This is a genomic window from Streptomyces sp. NPDC051133, assembly GCF_040682635.1.
Lineage (GTDB): Bacteria > Actinomycetota > Actinomycetes > Streptomycetales > Streptomycetaceae > Streptomyces.
Genome location: NZ_JBFBBK010000059.1, coordinates 31,850 through 49,310, shown reverse-complemented (window position 1 = coordinate 49,310; position 17,461 = coordinate 31,850). Strand labels below are relative to the sequence as shown.

General features: G+C 67.0%; 18 protein-coding genes. 14 read left to right on the top strand and 4 right to left on the bottom strand.

Annotated elements, in window-relative coordinates:
* On the bottom strand, nucleotides 1–246 hold a 246-nt coding region (locus AB0N17_RS38450; RefSeq protein WP_366016314.1), incomplete at its 3' end, for a hypothetical protein.
* Between the two features lie 115 nt (nucleotides 247–361).
* Here AB0N17_RS38450 and AB0N17_RS38445 point away from each other — a divergent pair.
* From AB0N17_RS38445 to AB0N17_RS38425, 5 genes are all read left to right on the top strand, one after another.
* Nucleotides 362–733 carry a hypothetical protein gene (locus AB0N17_RS38445; protein WP_366016313.1) on the top strand — a complete coding sequence of 124 codons (372 nt, stop codon included), beginning with the start codon at nucleotides 362–364 and terminating at the stop codon, nucleotides 731–733.
* Nucleotides 726–1,148: a DUF6093 family protein gene (locus tag AB0N17_RS38440; protein ID WP_366016312.1), complete on the top strand. Its 423-nt coding sequence runs from the start codon at nucleotides 726–728 to the stop codon at nucleotides 1,146–1,148. Before AB0N17_RS38445 ends, AB0N17_RS38440 begins: the two co-directional genes overlap by 8 nt.
* A 65-nt stretch (nucleotides 1,149–1,213) precedes the next feature.
* Complete coding sequence (locus AB0N17_RS38435) at nucleotides 1,214–1,546, top strand: HK97 gp10 family phage protein (RefSeq protein WP_366016311.1); 333 nt, start codon at nucleotides 1,214–1,216, stop codon at nucleotides 1,544–1,546.
* A gap of 5 nt (nucleotides 1,547–1,551) precedes the next feature.
* Nucleotides 1,552–1,782: a hypothetical protein gene (locus tag AB0N17_RS38430; RefSeq protein WP_366016310.1), complete on the top strand. Its 231-nt coding sequence runs from the start codon at nucleotides 1,552–1,554 to the stop codon at nucleotides 1,780–1,782.
* A complete protein-coding gene (locus tag AB0N17_RS38425) occupies nucleotides 1,779–2,210 on the top strand; it encodes a hypothetical protein (RefSeq protein ID WP_366016309.1) in 432 nt (143 codons plus the stop codon). Before AB0N17_RS38430 ends, AB0N17_RS38425 begins: the two co-directional genes overlap by 4 nt.
* A gap of 581 nt (nucleotides 2,211–2,791) precedes the next feature.
* Here the strand turns inward: AB0N17_RS38425 and AB0N17_RS38420 are convergent.
* The 3 genes from AB0N17_RS38420 to AB0N17_RS38410 all read right to left on the bottom strand — a co-directional run bounded on the left by AB0N17_RS38420 (nucleotide 2,792) and on the right by AB0N17_RS38410 (nucleotide 5,924).
* Nucleotides 2,792–3,535 (bottom strand): ComF family protein, encoded by a 744-nt coding sequence (locus AB0N17_RS38420; RefSeq protein ID WP_366016308.1) that lies wholly within the window; start codon nucleotides 3,533–3,535, stop codon nucleotides 2,792–2,794.
* The gene (locus AB0N17_RS38415) at nucleotides 3,532–4,497 is read right to left on the bottom strand and encodes a DNA-processing protein DprA (protein WP_366016307.1); all 966 of its coding nucleotides are present in this window, start codon (nucleotides 4,495–4,497) and stop codon (nucleotides 3,532–3,534) included. Before AB0N17_RS38415 ends, AB0N17_RS38420 begins: the two co-directional genes overlap by 4 nt.
* A 176-nt stretch (nucleotides 4,498–4,673) precedes the next feature.
* Nucleotides 4,674–5,924, bottom strand: a complete 1,251-nt coding sequence (locus AB0N17_RS38410) for a hypothetical protein (RefSeq protein WP_366016306.1) — start codon at nucleotides 5,922–5,924, stop codon at nucleotides 4,674–4,676.
* A gap of 184 nt (nucleotides 5,925–6,108) precedes the next feature.
* Between AB0N17_RS38410 and AB0N17_RS38405 the strand changes: the two genes are divergently transcribed.
* The 9 genes from AB0N17_RS38405 (at nucleotide 6,109) to AB0N17_RS38365 (ending at nucleotide 17,459) form a co-directional block, all read left to right on the top strand.
* The gene (locus AB0N17_RS38405; RefSeq protein WP_366016305.1) at nucleotides 6,109–6,561 is read left to right on the top strand and encodes a hypothetical protein; all 453 of its coding nucleotides are present in this window, start codon (nucleotides 6,109–6,111) and stop codon (nucleotides 6,559–6,561) included.
* A gap of 89 nt (nucleotides 6,562–6,650) precedes the next feature.
* A complete protein-coding gene (locus AB0N17_RS38400; protein ID WP_366016304.1) occupies nucleotides 6,651–7,601 on the top strand; it encodes a hypothetical protein in 951 nt (316 codons plus the stop codon).
* Nucleotides 7,598–8,674: a hypothetical protein gene (locus tag AB0N17_RS38395; protein ID WP_366016303.1), complete on the top strand. Its 1,077-nt coding sequence runs from the start codon at nucleotides 7,598–7,600 to the stop codon at nucleotides 8,672–8,674. The genes AB0N17_RS38400 and AB0N17_RS38395 overlap by 4 nt, the downstream gene beginning before the upstream one ends.
* Nucleotides 8,675–9,171: 497 nt before the next feature.
* Nucleotides 9,172–9,669 carry a hypothetical protein gene (locus AB0N17_RS38390; protein WP_365834417.1) on the top strand — a complete coding sequence of 166 codons (498 nt, stop codon included), beginning with the start codon at nucleotides 9,172–9,174 and terminating at the stop codon, nucleotides 9,667–9,669.
* A 5-nt stretch (nucleotides 9,670–9,674) separates the two neighbouring features.
* Complete coding sequence (locus AB0N17_RS38385) at nucleotides 9,675–10,262, top strand: hypothetical protein (protein WP_366016302.1); 588 nt, start codon at nucleotides 9,675–9,677, stop codon at nucleotides 10,260–10,262.
* Complete coding sequence (locus AB0N17_RS38380) at nucleotides 10,208–10,594, top strand: hypothetical protein (RefSeq protein ID WP_366016301.1); 387 nt, start codon at nucleotides 10,208–10,210, stop codon at nucleotides 10,592–10,594. Before AB0N17_RS38385 ends, AB0N17_RS38380 begins: the two co-directional genes overlap by 55 nt.
* Before the next feature lie 63 nt (nucleotides 10,595–10,657).
* Nucleotides 10,658–15,622 (top strand): phage tail tape measure protein, encoded by a 4,965-nt coding sequence (locus AB0N17_RS38375; protein ID WP_366016300.1) that lies wholly within the window; start codon nucleotides 10,658–10,660, stop codon nucleotides 15,620–15,622.
* Complete coding sequence (locus tag AB0N17_RS38370; protein WP_366016299.1) at nucleotides 15,619–16,530, top strand: hypothetical protein; 912 nt, start codon at nucleotides 15,619–15,621, stop codon at nucleotides 16,528–16,530. Before AB0N17_RS38375 ends, AB0N17_RS38370 begins: the two co-directional genes overlap by 4 nt.
* Entirely contained in the window at nucleotides 16,527–17,459 is a 933-nt protein-coding gene (locus AB0N17_RS38365) for a hypothetical protein (protein WP_366016298.1), read from the top strand. The genes AB0N17_RS38370 and AB0N17_RS38365 overlap by 4 nt, the downstream gene beginning before the upstream one ends.
* The last annotated feature ends 2 nt before the right edge of the window (nucleotides 17,460–17,461 follow it).

Genomic DNA, 17,461 nt, shown 5'->3' with positions numbered 1-17,461 from the left:
ACAGGTACGGGCGTGGTAGCGATGTACCGCTATGCGCTCCGAGAGATTGCCTGTCTCTCCGATGTAGGCGACCGACGACTCTGAGTTGGGGTAGGGCAGCTTCTCGCCGGACAAGACGAACGCGTAGATGCCGGGATTGGCTGGCACGAACAGCTCGGTCTCTTCCAGAAGGTCCACGGGGTTGCTGAGTGGCCTCCAACCTTCTTGCAGGAGCCGTTCGTTGAGTACGGCAAGAGAGTCGTGCACGCTCGCTTCCCCTTCGTCTGGGCGACAAGGCCGGGACTGTACTACGGGGCACTGACAGAGGCGTCGGCTCCGTTGGCTCCGTGGCCGTGCGCTCTGCACACCTAGGGTCGTGGGCATGAGTGCCATCCCCCCTGACGTGCATCGTGTCCGGATCGCAGCTTCTCCTGACGAGGCTGCGGTCATTGAGGTCGACGGGCACGATGTGGCCTCCTCGGTGGAGGCGTACCGGATCACACAGACCGTCGACGAAGGCCCCGAGGTCACGCTGTACGTGGCGCAGGGCTGGCAGGGCCTGGAGTTCGACGGCTTGGCCGATGTCGTCGTGGAGCCCGCAGACGTCCGGCATGTAGTGATCGGCTTCCTGGACGCGATGGACTGGCAGAAGCTCGACGAAGCCGTTCTTGCCCGTGACGATCTGGACGGGAAGCCGGGTGAGCTGACCCGCGGACTGCTCGCGCAGCTGAGGGAGTGGGCGGCGAGTGCTTGATCAGCGGGCGCTGGCCCGATTCGCGGAACGTCATCTGATGCCGGACAAGGTGCAGGTCACCCGGAGCAACGGCGATGACGAACTGGATCCGACCACCGGTCATCTCATACCGGTGCCACCAGCGATCGTGTACGAGGACAAGGCGGGCCTGCACGCGCATCAAGAGCGCATCCGTGGCAAGGGTTCGGGCCAGGACAGCGCATGGGTAGAGGAGGTGCGGGCCGGCTACCGGATGCTGCTGCCTCTTGACGCACCCGAGGTGTGGGAGAACGACACCGTACTGGTGATCGACGCCCGGGACGAGCAAGCCGTCAACCGCACGTACCGGGTGACCGCGCAGGGTGAAGTGTCGTCCTTTCCTGTGCTGCGGACTGTGTGGTTGGAGGAGCACAACCGAAAGCCGGTGGCGCGGTGAGCGGCGGCAGGTTTACACACCCTGACCAGCTGGCTGCGGCTCTGATCCATGGCGGGAAGGCAGCGGTGGCTGCGGCGGACACGTCGATGCGGCACAGCGCGAAGGCGCTGGTTGCCCAGGTGCAGCGCAACGCGTCGGGCCGCCCTGGCCCACGGGTGATCACGGGCCGGTACCGGTCGTCATGGCAGTCCGACGTACACCGGGCGGGACCGGTGATCGTCGCCGAGGTCGGCACGAATGCGCCGCAAGGTCGCCGGTTGGAGTTCGGCTTTGTCGGTGTCGACAGCATCGGACGGCACTACAACCAGCCTCCGTTCCCGCACTTGGGGCCAGCCGTCGGAACGTTCGGACCGCTCCTCATGAGGGAGCTGGGCACGGCGATCTCGAGGGCCCTGTGAGCGACATGAGCACCGACCTTGAGGATGCTCTGGCTGGTGTGCTCGCGGGACACGAGCGGGGCCTGCTCGCCCGAGCTGTCGTGGTCGCCGAGGTCTTCGACGAGGACGGGGAGCGCAGCTTGTCCATCCTCACCACGCCCAGGGTGATGGAGTGGGATGCGCTTGGCCTGTGCCGGTACGGGGTGCTCAGTATCGAAGGCCCGGCAGCCGCCTATTTCGCTGGAGGCGACCTGTGATCGCCCGGGCCCGGGTGACTGAAGCCCTTCAGGTGATGCTGGCCACGGCGACGGATAAGCCGTGCGGCCGTGGTCGTCTGCCGCTCGTCGAGGGGCGGCCCGCACCATTGCCGTACACGGTGCTCTACCCCCTGGGCGGGCAGGTCGGTGGGGCGCCGCTGGCGGACAAGTCGGAGGACGGGTATCTCGTCTACCAGGTGACGGTTGTGGCAGCCCGTACGGATCAGGTCGAGTGGCTAGCGGATCGGGCGCTGCAGGCGCTCCTGGGACGGACAGCCGAGGGCGAGTGGCAGCACGCGATCCAGATTCCGGGTGTGGATGTGTGGGCGCGGGAATTGCTAGTCGACAGCGGTATGGAGCCGCCCGATACGGACGCCGGTGTCGTGACGGCAGTGCAGCGATACAAGCTGTCCGTCACGACCTACTGAACGTGAACGTGAACAGCGCGCCGCTGCCGACGAGTTACTTCGGCACTCGATGATCAAGGTGCACGTCATGGATGGCGACAAGGTCTTCTTGGCGACGCAGCCGGACGCCGAGAACGGAGAGATCGCTGGGGCCGTGATCGACGGGAGGCGGTGGTCAAGCGAGCCAGCTCGACCATGTTGCTCATGCCGGACAATGGCGCCTCCCAGCCGGTCCGAGGCAGCACCGCCCCGCCCTTGGGAGGGTCGTGGCAGTCATGCCCCGCTTGTGCCTTCAAGGCCGACCTGTCGCGACATGCCTACGCGCCTGCGGCGATCTGAGGAAGGGGCGTCGTGCAGCTTCAGACATGCTCCAGGGCGCCGAGCACGGGGGGACGCGGCGCCCTGGATGACTGCTCGTCAACGTACATCGACAACGGGCTGCTCATCCGATAATTCGCGGATTCCGCTTTTCGTGCCGCCCTGGCAGGCCCAGAATCGGTGTCGGTTCGGGCTCCTCAATCTCCGAGCAGACCAGTTCCGTGGCCGGTACGAGCACAGCCGCGCTCCATGTCGGCCCCGCTGGGAGCGATGTTCGACCAGAGTCATCCGCTCCAGGGGACACGCGCGAGGACAAGCCCGCGGACCTCGGCGGCTCCGGACGCCCGAAGCCGGAGCGCGACATGCTGGAGCTGGGACCCGCTGGTGAAGACATCGTCGACCAGCAGGATCGTGGTCCCCTTGATGTCGCCCGTGTCCCCGGTCCAGGTCAGCGCCGCTGCGTGCGCGGTCGCGGCCGCGCGCTTGTCGTCCAGACTCTTGTTGGCCGAGCGGGGCGTCTCGGTCTCCTTGATCAGGCGGTGCGCGCCCGGCGGACTGAGCGGGAAGGCGCGGGTGACGTCCTCGGTGTAGGCGGCATCCAAGATCGCCTCGATGTGCTGGATCGGCTGGCGGCCCGAGGCGGTCGGGTTGCCAACGACGTGGTCGACGCCCTTCATCTGCTCGGGGTGGCTCTCCATCCAGCCGACGAGGAGCCTGCCGAAGATGAGCGCCCAGCCGTGCGCTCCGTCGTATTTGAGTCTGTGGATCTTGTCGCGGAGGGCTCCGGAGTACACGGCCACCGCGTCGACGCGGGAGAACCCCCGCTGGGAGACCGGCAGCGCACATAGCCGGTTGCCGCACGGTCTGCCGGGTGCGACGGCCTGGGAGCAGACCGGGCAGCGGCTGTCGGCGACAGGCTGCAGAGTGCGCCCAGCGCAGTCGGAGCACAGGCGTGCGGTGCCGGTGACGGTGTAGGCGCACACGGGGCAGTCGGGGAAACCTGCCGGGTCGGGAAGAGCTGCGGTCACAGGTCGGCCAGGGCGAGCTGCTGGCGCTGCTGGCCGGCGGCCTGGATGTCCGCGGCCTGGCCGAGGCGGTCGGTGATGTCGCTGGAGGCGGTAACCAGGATCGCCCGGCCTTCGTCCAGCATTTTCTTGGCCCAGGGCTGGGTGTCGGCGAGGGAGCGGATCAGGAAGACGAGCTTGCCGTGCTCGGCGGCCAGGCGGGCCTGCATCTTGGCGCCGGAGGTGCTGGAGGCTTCGATGACGACGCTGCCCAGGGTCGTGCCGCTCGTGACGACGTTGCGGCGCGGGAAGGTGTACTTCGCCGGCGGGCTGGTGGGCCAGAACTGGCTCAGCAGCGCGCCTCCGGCGGCGAGGATCGCCTTCGCGAGCGGACGGTTCTCGGCCGGGTAGATCGGGGCGGCGATGCCGGTGCCCATGACGGCGAACGTCCGGCCGCCGGCCGTGAGGGTGGCCTGGTGGGCGGCGGCGTCGATGCCCTTGGCGAGACCGCTGGCGATCACGACGTCGTGCTCGACGAGCTCGCGGGCCATCCGGGCCGCCCGCCGCAGGCCGTCCTCGGAGGCCTGGCGGGTGCCGACGATCGCGATGGAGCGGGCGTCGCGCTGGTCGAGCTCGCCGCGGTAGAAGAGGAACGGCGGCAGGTTGCCGATCACCCTGAGGTTGGCCGGGTAGTCCTTGTCCAGGACGGTGACCAGGCGTGCGCCGGTCTTGCCGGCGGCGGCGAGCTCGTCGTCGACGCGGGCGCGGGCGTCGTCCAGGCCGGCGGTCAGGGCCTGCTGCAGCAGGGGGCGGTTCTTGGTCGCGGCACGGGAGTCCTCGTGCAGCTGTCCGTCCATGAGTGCGGCCAGGCCCTCGGGGCTCTGGGCGCCGCGGGCGAGCAGGCTCCAGTCGAGGGTGGCGTCGTCGGCGCGCAACGCGCACAGGGTCAGCAGATCGTGCTGGTCAGCGGTGCAATCGAGGTCCATCAAGGTGTCCTTCTACTCGTGGCCCCGGGATGTTCGAAGGATGAAGCGAGGTTCTCGGGCCACTTCCATCATGGCGTACGGGGTCCGCGTAAGGGAGGGAAGGGCACGGTCGGCTCGATCCTCGGTACCGGTCGCCACGGGCCGCACCGGCTCCGAAGGCCGGATAGCGGGCAAGATCATTCGGTGCTCTGCGCGGCGGCGATGAAGTGGGACATTGTGGCCTTCAGAGCGTCGTCGGGGCCCGGACCCGCGGCTCCGGTGACGGGCGTCGTCACGAAGTTCGTGGCTGCTAGGTGGTAGCTGACCTTGTAGGGGTCGATCGTCGTGCCGGGGCGCAGCTGGTAGGCGGTGTGGCGGGAGGCGCCGTACTTGCCGATGGTTAGGGCGATGACCTGTTCCGCTTGGGCGCTGGCCAGGAGGATGCGGGCCCATTCGATGGACTTGCCCTCGGTGGTGAAGTCGTCGAAGACGATCACGGTCTTGCCCTTGAGCTTGCCCTTGTACTTGGGGTTGATGCGGACGGTGCGGGCCTGGGCGCCGATCGAGATGTCCGTCGTGCTCGCCTCGCCTCGGCTCCGCCTCCACCGTTCCAGGCTGGTGTCCGGGGCCTGCCCGGTGCGCTCGAGGAGGTCTTCGCGGTAGTAGGAGCCGACCATCACCTTCGCTTTGGTGAGGAAGCCGGCGAGCTGCTGGCTGACCTGGCCCGGGGAGCTGCTGGGGTAGACGCAGAAGAGGCTGCGGTGGGGCAGGGTGCCGTCGAGGTAGGCGGAGGAGAGCAGGCGCAGCATCAGGATGTCGCGGGCGTCCTGGGTGCCGACGGTGACGGTGCGGCCGCGGGTGAAGACGTCCTGGAGCTCGAAGGTCCGGCCGGGGGCCTGGGGGAACCGCACGTTGGGAGGCAGTAGCGAGCGGATCTTGAAGGAGCGGGCGGCGTCGTCGTGGCTGAAGGCCCAGCGGGGCTCGTCCAACAGGAAGTGCTCCAGGAGCTCACCGGCGTCGTCCGGCTCATCGGCCGACAGGGTGATCATGCCCTTCGCGTTCCGCACATGATTGGCCCAGCGGGCGAGGACATGGACGACGCCAGCGTTGATGCCTGTGCGCCAGTCCAGCTCCGAGGTGCCGATGAGCACGATCTGATTCAGGCGCAGCTTGAGGCGCTCGGCGACCGTCTGGAGCCACGCGCCGCTGCCGCGGTTCGGCGTGCCGAAGATGTCGTCGCGGGACAGGTGGAGGACGGGTGCGGGCAGGCCGGCGGCCTTCATGGCGGCCTCGGCGTCGATCGGGGCGGTCGTGAGCAGCACGAAAGAGATGTCGTGCTCGTCGAGCCACTGGAGGAAGTCGGCGATGCCGTTGTGGGCGCGCCCGGGCGAGCGCAAGATCGCCTTGTGGTCGATCGCGACCGCGCGCACCGTGCTGCTGTCGTCCATCCCCGCCCCTTTTGCCGCGTCGTAGCCATGGCCTGACCCTCTTGCCATGATCTCAGCCTGTCTGACCGTGCACCTGAGGTTTCGGCTTCTCTGTGAGGTTCCGAGCGGGGTAGGTAGGTTGTGTCGCCGCTCCGTGAACCGTGACCCCCTATCGCTGTCGGGGTGGAAAGCGGTGCCCCGGGCAATGGCCTGGGACAACGAAGCGGCCATCGGACGCTGCCGGGAGGGGCGGGCCGTGCTCGGCCATGAGTTCGCCGCCCTGGCCGGGCTGCTGGCCTGCAAGGTGATCCTGTGCCGACCCCGCGACCCGAAGCTAGAGGGACTGGTCGAGCAGGCCAGCGGCTACCTGGAGACGTCGTTCCTGCCCGGCGGGGCGTTCACTTCCCCAGCCGACTTCAACACGCAGCTGACCGGATGGCTTGAGGTCGCCAACCGACGAGTGCACCGCACGCTTCAGGCCTGTCCGGCCGCGCGGTGGGATGCCGACAGGGCCGCGATGCTGCCGCCGACCGCGCCGCCGCGCTGGTGGCAGACCGGTGCGGATCGGCCGGGACCACTACATCCGCCTGGACACCTGCGACTACTCGGTCGACCCGGCCGTGATCGGGCGGGTCGCGCGCATCGAGGCGGACACTGAAAACGGTGCGTGCTCATCTGAACGGCCATAGTCACGGCCACCCGACGCAGAGTACGCTCACGGCCGAACTGTGCGATCCAGGAGGTACGTTGACGGCACGCAGGCTGTTGCCCATCAATGCCCTACTGGGTCTATGCACATCCCACGACATCAATCCGTCGCCGCTTGCTGACAACGGCTTCCGCGTGGTTGCGCTCGAAATGCCGCTGAGTAGCGATGGAACCGGCAGCGTCGTGGCTGATGTGATCTTGTTCCACGAGGCTTCAGCTCACCTCGTCATATGCGAAGCCAAGTCCGGAGCCAACGTCGAGCTTGATCAAGCCCGACGATACGGCGGGGTGACCCCTCAAACAATTGTCAGGGCGACGTCAATCAGCGTGCCCCACGCAATGGAACTCTCCATGGAGGTCTTATACGTCGGCCTGGAGGAGCACACTGACCGGCTATCGCTCAGCTTGAGCACCGCCGAGGTTGCTTACCCTCTCCTCACAGTGTCGGACAAGACAGTCAGACTGCTTCGTACCGAAGGCGCTTCCGACCATCTGCAAGCGGCGGTCCCCATGGAGGGCGTGAACTTGGTGGCGCCCCCGACGACATATATCGCCTACGACCACGAGTCCGAGGACGCCGAGTTCGTCAACCCGGTTCGCAGCCAGCTCGTGAAGGTGGCGGCGATCGGGGACTCCACAGTGACGGTACGTCGGCTCACCGAGGGGTGTTGCACCTACTACCCGTTCTACGGCAGGGCCGCTCGTCGACAACTCCTTAAGAAGGTCGACAGCGCCATAAGGCACATCGCCCGCGAGCACCCTGAGACGTACCAGTGCAGCCTTGGGCCGGATCGCGAGGACACCATAGTCCGCATCCTGAGGACGCCTGAGGATTTTGACGCTCGGGGACGCACGCAGGCCTACCAAGCGTTGTCGAGGCGCTCACGCTCCCGACGGCAGCCCCAAGTGGACCCAAACCAGCTTGACCTATTGCAGGAGCTGGGCGACGGTGACGATAACGAAGACGACGAGGCAGAGGAGAGGCCATGACGACTCGGGCGACCATGGTCGAGCGCCTGCGCGAAGCGTCTGGACCAACACGCACAGTAGTACTAGAAGCACACTGCGAGGGCAGTGACCCCGAGGAGAAGGTGCGTTCGGTATTTGGGGCAGGTAATTACCTCGCTACCGATGATGCCTTCCTTTTCCGAGTCTTCGTAGACGACGGAGAAGTTTGGGTTGACCAGCTCGGCGGTCGCTTCTGGTCAGTGCACTCAAGCATGCCGATGCGGAGAATCAATCCGTTCCTTCACGAGAAAATCGAGAAGCGCCGAGACCTCGACTGGATGTGGCTACCCTCAGGCCACCTAGAAAATCTATGGCCAAGCGCCATTTCAAATCGCGTCCGTACAAAATTTCACGGGCGCGATTTCTTGGCTGATGACGACCCTGCACAAGACCTAACAATCAACTTGGCAGGTCGCGGCGCAGAGCGCCTAATGAGGCACATTTCGAGCGACGAGAAGTATCGCTCGGCGGTGTCATTCGACAGTGTACAAGTTGCGCTGAGCGACCCAGATCTAGGCCGGATCAGTGAAGGCGTAGACAGGATGGGGCGCTTTGCTGTTTCCGGCGATCTGGAATATCACTTCCAGTTTGTCGATGCAGTCGTACATCGATACAGCAGGCTTGTCCAGCTCTGCGAAGCGCGGGCAATAAACTGGTCATCTGTCGGAAATGACGGGGGTTCAATCTTTAGCGGCGCACCAATTTCGATTCGCTTCAATCGCCAAATCCCCGACCTGGAGCACTTTACCGCAAGCCTTTTCGCGTCTAGGCGGCCATTCCGCCTGTGGGGAATTCCAGAACTATCTGGAGACGTTGCAAGGGTTGAAGCAGTTGACCTACACGTGGGGCATGGATTGCGGCTGGAAATCGGCCCACAATGGATGCGGGTCTACCTCGACAAGGGAACGTGCGGGAATACCGTCGCACGACTTGTAAGCAATCTCCAACATCGCTTCGACAGTCAACTTGAATTCGTCGATCCGGAATTGCAGGCTGCACTTGAAGCCGACAATGAAGCAAACGAAAGTACGCAGAGGCTAACTTCGGGGATTTAAGATCCGGACTTCCCTCGCTCCTGCCGCAAACAGTCACGCGGCTCTTTCGCGTGTCTGCGATCAAGAGGGTTCGAGGCAGAGCCTCCGCTGTCAGCCCGGGCAAGGCTTGAGCCAGCAACCCCGAACAGGAAACGTCCGTAGCCAAGCGGCGTTGGCAGATCGCTCTGTCCCCGCCAGCCACGTTGGCATACCGCCGCCGTGAGCTTCGCGGCGGTGCAGTTCCCGCATATCCCGACGCCTGATCTCTGATCTTCAGGCGGGCTGACTCCGGCCTCGCAGAGGGGCTGCCGACGCCACACCAGACGATCGTCGCGTAGGCGACAGTATCGTGATCACCATGTAGCAGCCCTCCCTGTGAGGGCTCCTGCATCCTCACCGCGGAGGCCCCCGCGCGGACGCCCAACCATCCATTGGTTCGGGCCGGTTCCCCGACAACACGTCGAGGGACGGGGCCTCCCATGATGTGCGGCTGCCGTCCCGGAATCGGACAGCAGACCTTGCAGGTAAAGAAGTTCTCCCGGCGCGGAGTGACCCGCGTCCTGTGGCTCAAGACCGTCGCCGACACCGGACACGTCCCTACCCGCGCCGAGCTCACGGCCGGCACCGACCTGACGGATGCGATCGCGGCGATCGACGGCTGGACGCTGTCGAATCAGGCCATCGAAACCCCCGACCTCGGCTCGACGTTCGAGTCGAAGATCCCCGGCACCGATCAGGCCGACGACTCCTCCCTCGGCTTCTACGAGGACAAGGTGTCCGACGAGATCGAGCAGCTGCTGAAGAAGGACGACACCGGCTGGGTCGTCTTCCTCCGCAAGGGCGACGTGGCGGGCTCCCGCTCGATGGACGTGTTCCCGGTCCGTATCGGCTCGCGGTCGCCGAACTATTCGACGGACAACGAGGCCGCCAAGTTCACCGTGAACTTCTCGATCACGGAGAAGCCGACCCAGGACGCCGCTGTGCCGGTCGCCTCGGCGCCGAAGGTCGAGAAGTGATGCCGGTGGCCACGGAGACCAAGACCGCTCCTGCCCCGCCGGCCAAGGCTGTTGCGCGTGATGCGCACTGGGCGAGCAAGCTGGCCCGGCTGCGTGCCCGCCAGATGCCCGAGTACACGCTGGTGATCTGTGACGACCAGGACGCCAAGCAGCACCTGGACGAGACGCTGCGAGACCTTGCCCGCTGCCGCATGGCCGATGCAGAGAACGGCCGCGAGTACAGCGACGCGACGGCGAAGGCCGAGGCGGAGGTCGAGACGGCACAGGAGATGTTCGACTGCGTCGCTGTGGAGTTGACGTTCAGGGCGCTGCCGCGGCCGATCTTGGACGGGCTGATCAAGAGGTTCCCTCCGACCGAGGCGCAGGCTGAGGACGGGGACGCGTGGAATCCAGAGACGTTCCCCGCTGCTCTGATCGCTGCCGCGCACATTGAGCGGGACGACGAGTACAACGTCGTGGAGGGCATGAGCGAGGAGGATGCACAGGATCTCCTCGACTCGTGGCCGGTTGCCGAGTCGAACGCGCTGTTCGCGGCGGCGTGGCAGGCCCAGCAGATCGTGCGCACGTCGACGGTGGAGCTGGGAAAAGGCTGATCACGGACGTACAGCTCCGTACTGAGCTGGAGCTGTGCGACCGCTGGGGCATTCCGCACTCGCAGTTCCTTGGTGCGGGTGATGGCCGCTGGACGGAGCTGGACCGGGCGAAGGCGCTGGCGTTCGCGTCGTATCAGCGGACGGTGTGCGATCAGTGCGGGACCAGGGCCGCGGAGTGGGACGAGCAGCAGGGTGGTGACCGGTTCGCGTACGTCACCACGAGCGTGCGCTGCACCGGCTGTGAGCTGATCGCGCACGAGCAGGACCAGGTCCCGGACGGCCCGGACGGATACGGGGTGCGGATCGGCCTGGTGCCCCGCGACGTGCCGTAGCGGGTGGTTGAGGGTGGCAGGGGGCTAGGAGGAAGGGGCGCGGGGAGGTAGGGGCACCGGCAGGTGTCGTCGTACACGCTCAGCGTTCAGGCGCGAGCGGACTTCTCCCATCTCCTGTCGGAGATCCGGCAGGCCTCCCGCGCCATGCGCGGCCTGGGCCGTGACACCGCCACCCTCAACCGGCACCTCAACCAGATCGGGACTGGCGCCCGCGGATCGTCTACCGGTCTGCGCGCGCTGACCCGTGACTCCGATCGTGCCCGTGCCGGGCTGCGCCGTGTCGGCGCGGACGGGCACGCGTCGATGCGGCAGCTCCGCCACGGGCTGCTCGGCGCCCGGCAAGAAGCGCACCACCTGCGCAGTCTCCTGGTCGGTGGCGGCATCGTCGCCGGTCTCGCGGAGATCGCGAAGGAAGGCAATGAGTACCAGCGGGCCATCAACAATTGGGGCGCGGTCACAGGCGCGTCCGGCCTGGAGATGGTGCAGGCCGCGGCGAAGGCCCGCGAGCTCGGCGCCGACCTCAAGATCCCCGGCACGTCCGCGGCGAAGGCCGCGGACTCGATGCTGGAGCTGGCCAAAGCCGGCCAGACCAGTACGTCGTCCATCGCGAACGCGCGGGCTGCGATGCAGCTCGCCGCGGCCGACAACCTCTCGGCCGCGGACGCCGCCCGGTATCTGGGCGACGTCATGGACCAGTTCGGGCTCAGCTCGAACAACGCCGGGCGTGCCGCCGACGTCCTCGCGGCGTCGGCGAACGCCGCCTCGGGCGGGCTGCAGGACATCTACTACGCGATGTCCTACACCGGGCCGGTCGCCGCCCAGCTCGGCATCTCCATCGAGGACACGTCGGCGGCCGTGGCGATGCTGGCCCGCTCCGGCATCCTCGGCTCCAAAGCAGGAACGTCCCTGCGCGGGATGCTCACCAACCTGTCCCGCCCGACCGCCCGGATGAAGCAGGGCCTGGCCGAGCTGGGCATCGAGGCGTGGGACGCGCAGGGCAATTTCAAGGGCCTGCGCACGGTCATCGAGGGCTTCGAGCAAGCCCAGCACCGCATGTCCCAGAAGGACTTTCTGGGTTCCCTCGCCGACGTGGTCGGCAAGCCTGCGCTCGCGGGTGCGTCGGCTCTGGCGCATCAGGGTGTCGAGTCTTTCGACCAGATGCACACGGCGATCGCCCGTACCGGCGCGGCCGGGGAGATCGCCGCTTCGCAGACCAAGGGCCTTGCGGGTGCGGTCACCCAGCTCAAGACCCAAGCCTCGAACACCGGACAGGTCCTGTACACGGCGGCCGCACCCGGGCTGGAGAAGGTCACTCGGCTGATGACCTCCGGGATGGCCGCGGCCACGCCCGGCATGGCGGCAGCCATCGACTACGTGCACGACCTGTACACGCTGGCCCGCCCGTCCGTGTCCAAGGCCGTCTCGGCGGGCTTTGACGAGGTCGGTGATTCGCTCGGCGGCTTGGGCGGGCCGCTGAAGGACCTGGCCTTCGACACCGCGGCCGCGGGGTTCAACGTCCTCATCAACGGCGGCCGCGCTCTCATCGACATCCTGCGCAACGTCGGCTCCGCCGTCTCTCCCGTCGCTGACGCCATCAGTGATGTCGCGCGAGAAGCTGATGCGGGCGGTACCGCACTCGACATCATCGTCACCGCACTGAACCTGGTCTCCGCCGCCGCGGGCACCGTATCGGGCGCGCTGGTCCCGATCGGGCATGTGGTGGCCGGTCTGGTGCGCGGGTTCGGGGCGCTGCCGGGGCCTGTGCAGACGGCGATCATCGCGATGCTCATGGCACGTCGTGTCGCGCCCATGATGTCGCGGCTCGGTCAGACGGTGTCCGGGCCTGTTGTGGGCGCGTACCGGTCTCTCGGTGACCAGATGCGTCTCCAGCAGCACCTTGCGGCTGCGCAAGGGCAGTCGATTGGCCGGATCGGTCAGGCCCTCGCGGTGGTGCAGACCCGCATTCCGGTGGTGGGACAGATGGCGTCCGCGTTCCGCAACGCGAACGGGCCGATCACCGGAGTAGCGCGTGCGATCGGTACCGGAGTCGGTGGCGCGGCCCGCGGACTGATGGGTGCACTCGGCGGGCCGTGGGGTGTGGCCTTGGCGGCTGCTGGTGTCGGCCTGTCGATGCTCGCCTCCCACCAGCAGAAGGCCGCCCAGGCGGCGGCCGAGCACCAGTCGCGGATCAGCAGTCTCACCCAGGCGCTGCGCGAGTCAAACGGTGCCGTGACCGAGAGCGTCCGTACCGCAGCCGCCCAGCAACTGATGGACACCAAGGTCCTCGACGGCAAGGAACGCCTGGTCGACGTCATGAAGAACGCCGGTGTGCCTATCAAGCAGCTCACCGACGCCTACCTCAGTCAGGACGACGGGCTCGGGAAGCTCCAGAAACGCATGGAGGACGTCGCCGCGATCAACCTGGAGCCGGTGCGCGGCGGCGGCGTCATGTACAACGACGTGGGCCAGAAGGCTCACGACGCCGCGGAGGCCCTCGGGTCCGTGAAGGGCGAGATGTCCCAGGCGGTGCAGGACGCCCGCGATCTCGCCGACGTGAACGGTGCCGCGGGCCGGTCCGCAGCCGATGCGGTGGGGCCGTTCGGCAAGTTCTCCGACGCGATGCGCCGCCTGTCGGACACGACGGCAGACGCCGACTCCCGTGCCCGGGCCCTGCATGACGCGCTGAACATCCTGGCCGGCGGCTCGGTGAACCTGTCCGCGGCCGAAGCACGGTTGAACCGATCAGTGTCGGATGCGACCGAGGCGTTGAAGGGCGGCGTCGATAACGCCCAGGGATACGGAAAGTCCCTGCTGAACATGGATGGCTCGCTGTCCACGGTCACCCGCAACGGGCAGAAGCTGTACGACCTGCTGCAGGGCCTGTCGACGAACTCCGCGGACGCCGCGCTCGCCGCCTACCAGTACGCGGAGGCGAGCGGGAAGTCCGTTCCCGAGGCGCTGCAAGCCGCGCAGAAGCAGATGGAGACGGCCCGGGATTCGGCGATCTCCACGGCCGAGGGCTTCGGCCTGTCCGCCGAGCAGGCGGCGAAGCTCGCCGACAATGCCGGTCTGGTCCCCTCGCAGGTGTCGATCCTGCTGCAGACGGCCGGCATGGATGAGGCGATGGCTGAACTCATCGCGGTTCAGCAGGCGTTGAAGGCTCAGCCGGACCAGAAGACCATCACGATCTCCACTCTGTCGAACGATGCTCGCGAGGATCTGGAGAAGCTCGGCTTCAAGATCAAGGACTTGAGGGACCGCCGTGTGGAGGTCACTGCCCCGACTGATCTGGCGCGCACGGATCTGGATGCGCTGATCTCGAAGATCGCTCAGACTCCGGGCGGTAAGCACGTCAACGTCACTGCTTCGACGCAGGCGACGATCGACAGCCTGGAGGCGGTCAAGCAGAAGATCGCCGGGGTACCCGGCGGCAAGACCGTGACGCTCACCGCGCCCACTGGCGAGGCTCGGCAGCAGCTCGAAGCTTTGGGCATCAAGGTCGCCGACATCCCGGGCAGCAAGAACGTCACCGTCACGGTGCCCACCAGCGGGCCCGTCTCGGCGGCGGGGAGTATTCAGAGCGCGATCAACGGGATCACGGGCCGGACCATCGGCGTCGGCGTGTCCCTCAGAGCCACGAGCTGGGATCGGGACGGCAACGGTGTCCCGGACGCGATCCAGGCCCCACAGGCGCGCGGGTCGGTGATCGACTACTACGCGAATGGTGGCGTCCGCGAGAACCACATCGCGCAAATCGCACCGGCCGGATCGTGGCGTGTGTGGGGTGAGCCCGAGACGCACGGCGAGGGCTATGTGCCTCTTCGCAGGTCGAAGCGGCCCCGGTCGAGGGCGATCACCGAGGAGATCGTGCGGCGGCTGGGCGGTGACCCGTCCGGCATCGAGTGGTACGCGGATGGCGGTCTGTCGAACTGGTCGTACCAGCCACTCGGCGGCTCCGGGTTCTCGGTGTCCGATGTCGTCTCTAAATCGCAGCGCAAGGGCAAGGGCGGCAAGGAGCACTTCGACCTCGGCATGTTCGAACGAAACCTGCGTAAGTCCGTCCGCACCGCCTCGGCCTGGCGCAACGACTTGGCGACCGTGTCGCGGCGGGCTGGCACCGATGTCGCCAAGGCATTGGAGGAGATGGGCGAGGACGGTGTCGCGCTCACCCGCAAGATGGCGCGCGGCTCCAATAAGTACGTGAAGTCGATGGCTGCGCAGCTCACGAAGCTCGCCGGCACCGCGAAGGCCACGCTGGCCGACTACACAGGCCAGTTGAAGAACGCGGTCAAGGACTCCACGACGTTCCAGAACAACCTCGCCAAGCTGGCCTCCAGCGGGTACGGGGCTTTGGCCACGCGGCTGGCGGAGCAGGGCGATGAGAACGCTGAGGCGCTCGCCGCCCAGGCCGTACGCGACAAGAAGAAGGCGAAGCAGGCCAACAGCGCGGCCCAGTCAGCGGGCAAAACCCTCGACTCGGATCAGCTCGGCGACTTCGTGAAGCTCATCGGCGCCCTGGCCAAGGGTCGCGGCATCCACGCGGTGGCCGAGAAGGCAGGGCTCGACGAGGACCGGATCATCGAGATCGCCAACCGCGGCAAGGGCCAGATCAAGGCCACGGGCAGTAAGGCGGACCGGTTCCTTGCCGACCTGGTGAAGGCGAATGCCGGGAAGGCGTACGCGAACGGCGGCATCTGGGAACCGGGGGTGTACTCCTCGAGGAACGGGTTGATCAAGTTCGCCGAGCCGGAGACTCGCGCCGAGTCGTACATCCCGCACGCGGTCGCGAAACGCGGCCGGGCTACCGCAGTACTGACCGAGACCGCGGACCGTTTCGGATACGGGCTCACCCCCAAGCGCCTGGTGGATGCCGGGGCGGGTCGGTCGCAGGTCGTGGTGGTGCATCAGGCGCCGGCGATCGGCCAGCAGACCATCCACGTCACACGTGCCGGAGCGACCGCGAACGACATCGCCTCCGCCGTCTCGTATCAGATGCGCCGGGCCCGCCGCGGAGGTGTTCTGCGGTGAGCACGGAACTCAGGGATTTCCAGCTGGAGTTCGCCGGGATACGACTCGGCCACGGCACCAGCATCCCCATCGCCCGGATCGAAGGGCTGGCCCGCCCCGGTGTGCGTGGGGAGGTCGTCGAGCGTCCCGCTGCGGATGGCGTGTGGATGAGCCCGGACTGGTACGAGGCTCGCACCTTGCGCATCGACTGCGGCGTGAAGACGCCCGGTGATCCGGCTGCTGCGGCCCGCATCGTGGCCCAGATCGAGGATGCCGCAGACGATCCTCGGGTGCGCACGGTCGGCGGGGCGGTGATGCCGTTGCGGATCAAGTGGCCTGGCGCACCGGTCCGTGTCCTGTACGGGCGGCTCCGTAAGGCCGAGGCGTCGTGGGAGGAGGCGGTGTTTGGATGGGTGCCGCTCGACGTCGAGTTCACTGCTGATCCGCGCTACTACGCGGACGCCGAGCAGAGCATGCAGCTGAAACTCGGGTGGCTGTCCGGTGGCGGCTTCACCGCCCCGGTGCAGGCCCCCATCCACGTGAGCGACGGCAGCCTGTCCGGTCAGAACCGGCCGGGCTGGATCACCAACAACGGGAACATCGACGCCCACCCGGTGATCACCATCTACGGGCCGTGCGCGAACCCGGTGATCACGCACGTGGAGACCGGCCGGCAGATCAACCTCAGCATCACCATCCCCGCCGGCGAGCACGTCACGGTCGACACCCGCCCCGGCCAGCGAACCGTGACCAGGAAGAACGGCGGCACCTTCGCCACCACGTCCCCGCTGGGCGACTTCCGCCTGCCTCCGGGACGTTCGGAAATCCGCTGGACCGCTTCCGATCCGACCGCATCCGCCCGCCTGAAGGTGGCGTGGCGTGACGCCTTCAAGACCCTGGTTGACCCGAAGGAGACCCCCGCCCGATGACGCTTGCCCAAGCCCCGCTGCTCGTGAACGGTGCCACCCACTCCGCCCAGACGTTCCGGCAGATGATCAAGGATCTGTCGCATGGTTCTGAAGGCGTCACCGAAGCCACAGACCTGAAGGTGACACCTCTGCCAGTGCCCGGCGGCGGTGTGCAGATCGCTGACGGGTCCGCTGTCATCAGGGGCAAGGCGTCGACGTGGCAGGGTTCGTACACGGCGTACAACATCGGCACCGCGACCGTCCCGATCGCTCCCACCGGTGCGACGCCGCGCTCCGACTTGATCGTGCTGCGGGTGCAGGACCCCGAGTTCGAGGGCGGGCTGGATCCGGCGACGGATGCGATCAACTTCTTCGACGTCATCCCCAACGTGTCCTCCACCGTGTCGTCGGCGCCCAAGGGTGTGACGGGTGTGGCGTTGGCCCGAGTCGACCTGCCGGCGAGCACGGGCACGGTGACGGCCGGGATGATCCGCGACGTGCGGCGGGTGGCGAACCCTCGCCGGGAGCGCACCTTGTACACGGCGTATCCGTCGAAGTTGACGAAGGCGTGGAAGGACGACGACAAGTGGCACGACTGGCCGTCTGAGGCGCGCTGGCAGATACCGGTGCCCGACTGGGCGACGAAGCTGATCCTTACGATCACGCTCGCTGGTCTACGGATGGACTTCGATTCGCTGTACGGCAGGCTGCAGCCGGTGTTCGGCACGATCGAGGGCCAGGACACGGTCGTTGACGACAATCAGGGCAAGGTGGTGCGGCGCTCGACTGCTGTGGTCGCCGACACGATCACGCTGCCGGCCTCGTACCGGGGGACGACGCAGACGCTGTACATGCAGGCGAAGATGTCGAAGGACTGGAAGGGCGACCTCGGCGTCGACGGCGGTACGTCGATCATCGCGGACATCGAGTTCACCGAAGGCCCGGTGTGACC

What these genes read in the sequence shown, in the direction of transcription:
- AB0N17_RS38445 (WP_366016313.1), top strand. Translation starts at nt 362, where the DNA reads ATGAGTGCCATCCCCCCTGACGTGCATCGTGTCCGGATCGCAGCTTCT.
- AB0N17_RS38430 (WP_366016310.1), top strand. Translation starts at nt 1,552, where the DNA reads ATGAGCACCGACCTTGAGGATGCTCTGGCTGGTGTGCTCGCGGGACAC.
- AB0N17_RS38415 (WP_366016307.1), bottom strand. Translation starts at nt 4,497, where the DNA reads ATGGACCTCGATTGCACCGCTGACCAGCACGATCTGCTGACCCTGTGC.
- AB0N17_RS38410 (WP_366016306.1), bottom strand. Translation starts at nt 5,924, where the DNA reads ATGGACGACAGCAGCACGGTGCGCGCGGTCGCGATCGACCACAAGGCG.
- AB0N17_RS38405 (WP_366016305.1), top strand. Translation starts at nt 6,109, where the DNA reads ATGGCCTGGGACAACGAAGCGGCCATCGGACGCTGCCGGGAGGGGCGG.
- AB0N17_RS38395 (WP_366016303.1), top strand. Translation starts at nt 7,598, where the DNA reads ATGACGACTCGGGCGACCATGGTCGAGCGCCTGCGCGAAGCGTCTGGA.
- AB0N17_RS38365 (WP_366016298.1), top strand. Translation starts at nt 16,527, where the DNA reads ATGACGCTTGCCCAAGCCCCGCTGCTCGTGAACGGTGCCACCCACTCC.